The 4,449-nt window shown below is 72.5% G+C and carries 4 protein-coding genes and 1 pseudogene; 2 read left to right on the top strand and 3 right to left on the bottom strand.

The window, feature by feature from the left end; translation table 11 throughout:
• A pseudogene (locus RIF68_RS28390) lies at positions 1-349 on the bottom strand (glutamine--fructose-6-phosphate aminotransferase); the annotation flags it as partial.
• Between the two features lie 39 nt (positions 350-388).
• Entirely contained in the window at positions 389-1,132 is a 744-nt protein-coding gene (locus RIF68_RS28395) for a hypothetical protein (RefSeq protein WP_309054150.1), read from the bottom strand.
• A gap of 173 nt (positions 1,133-1,305) precedes the next feature.
• On the opposite strand from RIF68_RS28395, the gene coaA reads away from it, so the two are divergent.
• Both coaA and RIF68_RS28405 read left to right on the top strand, forming a co-directional pair.
• Entirely contained in the window at positions 1,306-2,304 is a 999-nt protein-coding gene (gene coaA / locus RIF68_RS28400; protein WP_375165201.1) for a type I pantothenate kinase, read from the top strand.
• A gap of 18 nt (positions 2,305-2,322) precedes the next feature.
• Positions 2,323-3,303: a DUF389 domain-containing protein gene (locus RIF68_RS28405; RefSeq protein ID WP_309054151.1), complete on the top strand. Its 981-nt coding sequence runs from the start codon at positions 2,323-2,325 to the stop codon at positions 3,301-3,303.
• 82 nt (positions 3,304-3,385) lie between these two features.
• Here the strand turns inward: RIF68_RS28405 and RIF68_RS28410 are convergent.
• The coding region (locus RIF68_RS28410) for a phosphoglucosamine mutase (RefSeq protein WP_309054152.1) at positions 3,386-4,449 on the bottom strand (1,064 nt) is incomplete at its 5' end.

The following is a 4,449-nucleotide window of genomic DNA, read 5'->3' on the forward strand; positions in this document are numbered from 1 at the left end:
GCTCGGCCAGCTCCTCGCGCAGGGCGGCGAAGTTCTCGATGATCCCGTTGTGCACGACGGCCACCCGGCCCGCGTTGTCGAGGTGCGGATGCGCGTTGGCGTCGGTCGGCCCGCCGTGCGTGGCCCAGCGGGTGTGCCCGATCCCCACGGTCCCGCCGGGCAGCGGCCGGTCGACCAGCTCCTTCTCCAGGTTGACGAGCTTCCCGGCCTTCTTCGCCGCGGCGAGCCCGCCGTCGGAGAGCACGGCGACACCGGCCGAGTCGTAGCCCCGGTATTCGAGCCGCTTGAGGCCCGCGACCACTACATCAAGCGCCGACTGACCGCCGACGTATCCCACGATTCCGCACATGGCGGCAGCCTACGGCGGATGCCGCCCACCATCGTGGACTCAGGACAGCTTGGCGGCCTGCGCGTCGAGCAGGGCCTTCGGCGGGGTCGCGATGCCGCCGGGGGCGCCGCTCGTGGTGGAGGCGACCGCCACCGTGCCGCCCACGCGGAACAGGACGACGTTGGTGAGGTGCGGACCGCTGCTCCAGTCCAGAGTGATCGTCCAGGCCAGCGCCTCGTCACCGACGGCCACCGGCAGGGGCGCGACCGAGCGCACCTTCGTCGTCTCGTCGATGACCGTGAAGGTGAAACCGTCTCGGCACGCCGATGCCGAGGTCCGCACCGCCGCCAGTGCCTCCCGCGCTCCGTCCGCCTCGTACGAGGAGAGCGACAGGTCGGTGGCGGCGTTTCCCGGAGCCGTGGCGCCACCCGCCTTCGGCATCTCCGTCATCGTCGTCTCCGCGGTGGCGAAGGCGAGATGGTGCGGAATGGAGTACAGCGCGTCGGCGAGGGGCTTGCACGCCTCCTTGTCGACCGTCACGGAAGGCGAACCGATCCCGGGTCCCTTCCTCTCCCCCACCGCGTAGCCCGGGAGGTCCCCCTGGCCGACGATCGCCTCCTCCAGCTCGGGGAGGGTCAGCACCTTCCGCGCGGGCGCGGACGGCGTGGCGGGGGCGGCGGAGGCGCCGGGGGCGGCCTCCGCGGCGGGCCCCTCGCTCCGGCCACCGGCCTGCTGTCCGCCACCGCACGCGGCGGTGAGGAGGACGAGGGAAACGGCGGCGGCGGCTCTGACTGGCGTACGCATGTGCGGTGACTCTCTGCTTCTCTCCACGCCGCCGGACGACGGCTCCCCCCGCGCGGGACCCTCGGGCGCACGCGGCCCCACATGATCGCCCGCGCCGGGGCCCGGGGCAATCCCTTGCGCCACGTGACCGACCCCACCACCCACGGTCCGGCGGGAGCCGGGACAATGGCGGGGTGATCACTTCGCCGCCACGAAGCCCCCACGGCAACGGCACCTCCCCCCGCCGGTCCTCCGAGCCGACCCCGTACGTCGACCTCACCCGGGCCGAGTGGAGTGCCCTGCGGGACAAGACGCCGCTGCCGCTGACCGCCGAGGAGGTCGAGAAGCTGCGCGGGCTCGGGGACGTCATCGACCTGGACGAGGTGCGCGACATCTATCTGCCGCTCTCCCGGCTGCTCAACCTGTACGTGCAGGCCACGAGCGGGCTGCGGGGGGCGCTGAACACGTTCCTCGGGGAGAACGCGGAGCAGCGCGGCACCCCGTTCGTCATAGGGGTCGCCGGCTCCGTCGCGGTCGGCAAGTCGACCGTCGCCCGGCTCCTGGAGGCCCTGCTGGCCCGCTGGCCGGAGCACCCGCGGGTGGAGCGGATCACCACCGACGGCTTCCTCTACCCGATGGCGGAGCTCCAGGCGCGCGGCCTGATGTCCCGGAAGGGCTTCCCCGAGTCGTACGACCGGCGGGCGCTCACCCGGTTCGTGGCGGACGTCAAGGCGGGCAAGGAGGAGGTCACCGCCCCGGTCTACTCGCACCTGATCTACGACATCGTGCCGGGCGAGCGGCTGGTGGTGCGCCGGCCGGACATCCTGATCGTGGAGGGGCTGAACGTCCTCCAGCCGGCGCTGCCCGGAAAGGACGGCAGGACCCGGGTGGGCCTGGCCGACTACTTCGACTTCTCGGTGTACGTGGACGCCCGGGCCGAGGACATCGAGAGCTGGTACCTGAATCGTTTCCGCAAGCTGCGCGAGACGGCCTTCCAGAATCCGGACTCGTATTTCCAGCGCTACACCCAGGTCTCCGAGGAGGAGGCCCTGGACTACGCGCGCACGATGTGGCGGACCATCAACAAGGTCAACCTCCTGGAGAACGTGGCCCCGACCCGCGGCCGGGCGACCCTCGTCGTGCGCAAGGGGGCCGACCACAAGGTGCAGCGTCTGAGCCTGCGCAAGCTCTGACGTCCGTAAGCTCGGCGCATGCTGCACCTGCGGATGATCGTGCCGCCCGGCCGGACGCCGGACGCCGTCAAGCTGATCGAGTCGACCGTCGGCACCACCCATCTGGTGGTGCTGCCGGGCGCCGCGCGCGACCCCTCCGGGGACGTGGTGACGTGCGACGTGGCCCGTGAGGCGTGCGACGAGCTCCTCGCCGGACTGCGCGGGCTGCGGATCGACGAGGACGGGGCGATCTCCGTCGACGACGTCGGCCTGTCGCTGTCGAAGCGGGCCGACGCGGCCGAGGAGGAGGCCCCCGGCGAGTCCGCCGACGCGGTGATCTGGGAACAGCTCACCGGCGCGACCCACGAGGAGTCGACGCTCTCCGTCACCTACGCCGCGTTCATGATCCTGGCGACGATGATCGCCGCCTGCGGTGTCGTCCTCGACAACGCGATCCTGATCGTCGGCGCGATGGCGGTCGGCCCCGAGTTCGGCCCGCTGGCGGGCGTCTGCACGGCGGTGGTACGGCGGGCCCCGAGGCTCGCGGTGCGCTCGCTGATCGCGCTCCTGGCCGGTTTCGCGGCGGCGATCGCCGCGACGACCCTGTTCAGCCTGGGCATGGACGCGGCCGGCCTGTTCAGCAGGGAGCAGCTGGACGGGGCCCGGCCCAACACCGGATTCATCTGGCAGCCGGACCCGTTCTCCTTCGTGGTGGCGGTGCTCGCGGGCGCGGCCGGCACGCTGTCGCTGACCTCGGCCAAGTCGGGCGCCCTGGTGGGTGTGGCGATCTCGGTGACGACCGTTCCGGCCGCGGCGAACGCGGCGGTGGCCCTCGGCTACGGCGAGCTCGGCCAGATGTGGGGCTCGGTGGAGCAGCTGCTGCTCAACCTCCTCGGCATCATGCTGGCCGGGACGCTGACGCTGTACACGCAGAAGCTCCTGTGGCGGTCGCAGCGCGGCCGGTGGACCCGCCGAGGCAGGCCCGGCGCCGCCTCGACCCGCCCGAAGCCCCGCTCCTGACGGCCCCGGCGCCGTACGCGCGAGGGCCCCGCCGCACCCTGTGCGACGGGGCCCTCCCTTCATACGTCGAGCGGGCGTACCCCTAGCCCAGCGCCGACTTCACGACGTCCGCCAGGCGCTGCGCGACCGACCGGGCCTGCTCGATGTCGGCGGCCTCGACCATGACGCGGACCAGCGGCTCCGTACCGGAGGAGCGCAGCAGGACGCGGCCGGTGGAGCCCAGCTCGCGCTCGGCCTCGGTGACGGCGGCGGCCAGCTCGCCGGAGGTGGCGACCCGGGACTTGTCGACGTCCTTGACGTTGATGAGGATCTGCGGGAGCCGCTCCATGACGGCGGCCAGCTCGGCGAGGGACTTGCCGGTGGCGGCGACCCGGGCGGCGAGCATCAGGCCGGTGAGGGTGCCGTCGCCGGTGGTGGCGTGGTCGAGCACGATGACGTGCCCGGACTGCTCGCCGCCGAGCGCGAAGCCGTTCTCCTTCATGGACTCCAGGACGTAGCGGTCGCCGACCGCGGTCTGGACGAGGGTCAGGCCCTCGCGCTCCATGGCGAGCTTGAAGCCCAGGTTCGACATGACGGTGGCGACGACGGTCTCGCCGCGCAGGGTGCCCGCCTCGCGCATGGCGAGGGCGAGGACGGCGAGGATCTGGTCGCCGTCGACCTCGGCGCCCGTGTGGTCGACCGCGAGGCAGCGGTCGGCGTCGCCGTCGTGGGCGATGCCGAGGTCGGCGCCGTGCTCGACGACGGCGGCCTTGAGCATCTCCAGGTGGGTGGAGCCGCAGCCGTCGTTGATGTTGAGGCCGTCCGGCTCGGCGCCGATGGTGATCACCTCGGCGCCGGCCCGGGAGAAGGCCTCGGGCGAGACGCGGGAGGCGGCACCGTGGGCCTCGTCCAGGACGATCTTCAGGCCGTCGAGGCGGTTGGGCAGGACACCGATCAGGTGGGCGACGTACTTGTCGAAGCCCTCGTCGTAGTCGCGGACGCGGCCGACGCCGGCCCCGGTCGGACGGTCCCAGGGGGCGCCGGTGCGGTGCTCCTCGTACACGGCCTCGATGCGGTCCTCCAGCTCGTCGGCGAGCTTGTGGCCGCCGCGGGCGAAGAACTTGATGCCGTTGTCGGGCATGGCGTTGTGGGAGGCGGACAGCATCA

It is taken from the genome of Streptomyces sp. (assembly GCF_031178505.1).
Classification (GTDB): domain Bacteria; phylum Actinomycetota; class Actinomycetes; order Streptomycetales; family Streptomycetaceae; genus Streptomyces; species Streptomyces gulbargensis.